The sequence below is a fragment of the Pseudonocardia sp. McavD-2-B genome (assembly GCF_024124365.1).
GTDB lineage: Bacteria > Actinomycetota > Actinomycetes > Mycobacteriales > Pseudonocardiaceae > Pseudonocardia > Pseudonocardia alni.
Genome location: NZ_JAMXSG010000470.1, coordinates 1 through 2,181, shown reverse-complemented (window position 1 = coordinate 2,181; position 2,181 = coordinate 1). Strand labels below are relative to the sequence as shown.

Below are 2,181 nucleotides of genomic sequence, written 5' to 3'. Positions count from 1 at the left end.
GGGCGACGGCGCCGGGCACCCCGGCCGGGTGGGTGTGCAGGAACGACGCGTGCACCCGGGCGTCGACGTAGCCCTCCGGCTCGCCGCCGCGCCACGCCCAGGCGGGGGCGCCCCCGGCCCGCGGGGTGACCGCGCACCGGTGGAACTCGTGCGCCCCGGCCCGCTCGCCCGCCGCGAACAGTGGCGACGCCGACACCGCGACCGCGTCGCGGTAGCCGAGCGTGAGCCGCGGGGTCATCCCCGCCGACGCGTCGAGGACCCCGCACATGGGCGTCCCGTCGAGGTCGCGGCACAGGTACAGCAGCCCGCCGCACTCGGCGTGCACCGGCGCCCCGGACGCGGCCAGCGCGGCGACCTGCGCCCGCAGCGGCGCGTTGTCCCCGAGCGCGCCGACGTGCTCCTCGGGGAAGCCGCCGGGCAGCACGAGCGCGGCCGTGCCCGCCGGGAGCGCGGGGTCGCGCAGCGGGTCGAAGGTCACCACGTCGGCACCGGCCGCGGTGAGCAGCTCGGCGTGCTCGGCGTAGCCGAACCCGAAGGCCGGGCCTCCCGCGAGCGCGACCACCGGACGTCCCGGGACCGGGTCCGTCCCGAGCTCGGCCGCCGGGTCCCAGACGGGTCCGTCGGGCAGCGGGCGGGCGAGCGCGAGGACGGCGTCGAGGTCCACGTGCTCGGCGACGAGCGCGGCCATCGCGTCCACCGCGGCGGTCGCGGCGGAGCCGTGCTCGGCGGCGGTGACCAGGCCCAGGTGCCGCGAGGGCACCGCCAGCTCGGCCCGGCGCGGGACCGCGCCCAGCACCGGGAGCCCGACCTCCTCGGCCGCGGCCCGGCAGACCTGCGCGTGCCGGTCGGACCCGACCCGGTTCAGGATCACGCCGGCGACCTGCACGGAGTCATCGAAGCTGCGGAAACCGTGCAGCAGCGCGGCCAGCGACCGGGACTGCCCCCGGACGTCGACGACCAGCACCACCGGCGCGCCCAGGGTCGCCGCGACCTGTGCGGTGGACCCGGCGCCGTCGGCGATGCGGCCGTCGAACAGGCCCATCACCCCCTCGACGACGGCGACGTCGGCGTCCCGGGCGCCGTGCCGGGCCAGCGGCGCGAGCCGGTCGGAGCTCTGCAGGACGACGTCGAGGTTCCGGCCCGGGCGGCCCGCGGCGAGGGTGTGGTAGCCGGGGTCGATGTAGTCCGGCCCGATCTTGAACGGCGCGACCCGGGTGCCGCGCCGCGACAGCGCGGCCATCAGCCCGGTCGCGACCGTGGTCTTCCCGCTCCCCGACGACGGCGCCGCGACGACCAGCGCGCGGGCCGTGCTCACCACTCGATCCCCCGCTGGCCCTTCTGCCCGGCGTCCATCGGGTGCTTGACCTTCGTGGTCTCCATGACCAGGTCGGCGGCCTCGACCAGGGCCTGCGGGGCGTCCCGGCCGGTGATGATCACGTGCTGCTGCCCGGGCCGGTTGACCAGCACGTCGACGACCTCGTCGACGTCGATCCAGCCCCACTTGAGCGGGTAGGTGAACTCGTCGAGCACGTAGACGCGGTGCGCCTCGGTCCCGATCCGGCGGCGGATCTCGGCCCAGCCCTCGGCGGCGTCGGCGGCGTGGTCGGTCTCGGTGCCGGCCTTGCGCGACCAGGACCAGCCCGAGCCCATCTTGTGCCACTCGACGGGCCCGCCCTGCCCGGTCCGGGAGTGGACCTCGCCCAGGGCGCGGAACGCCTCCTCCTCGCCGACCTTCCACTTCGCGGACTTGACGAACTGGAACACCCCGATCGACCAGCCCTGGTTCCAGCCGCGCAGCGCCATCCCGAACGCGGCGGTCGACTTCCCCTTCATCACCCCGGTGTGCACCACCAGCAGCGGCCGGTTGCGACGCTGGCGGGTGGTGAGCCCGTCGGTGGGCGTGACGGACACCTGTCCCTGCGGCACGGTGGTCTCCTCTCAGGCGGCGCGGGCGGACCGGGTCTCCCGGACCAGGTCGCCCACGCTGTCGGCGGTCAGCTCGTCGAGGGTCACCAGCTCGCCGCCCGCGGCGGCGGCGAGCGGCGCGGCGAGCCCGAGGCGGACGTGGCCCGCCTCGCAGTCGACGACGACGGTGTGCACCCCGTCCGCGGCCAGCAGCCCGGCGGCGCGGCGGGAGTCGGCGACGGGGTCCCCGCCGTCGCGGGCGGCGACGGTGGCCCG

At 77.2% G+C, this 2,181-nt stretch carries 2 protein-coding genes and 1 pseudogene; all 3 read right to left on the bottom strand.

Features of this window, described 5'->3' with window-relative positions:
* Positions 1–1,318: cobyrinate a,c-diamide synthase (locus NH602_RS30305; protein WP_253069619.1), on the bottom strand; the 1,318-nt coding region annotated here is incomplete at its 3' end.
* The gene (cobO, locus tag NH602_RS30300; protein ID WP_073574299.1) at positions 1,312–1,926 is read right to left on the bottom strand and encodes a cob(I)yrinic acid a,c-diamide adenosyltransferase; all 615 of its coding nucleotides are present in this window, start codon (positions 1,924–1,926) and stop codon (positions 1,312–1,314) included. The genes NH602_RS30305 and cobO, both read right to left, overlap by 7 nt.
* A 12-nt stretch (positions 1,927–1,938) precedes the next feature.
* Positions 1,939–2,181 (bottom strand): annotated as a pseudogene (locus NH602_RS30295) (magnesium chelatase); the annotation flags it as partial.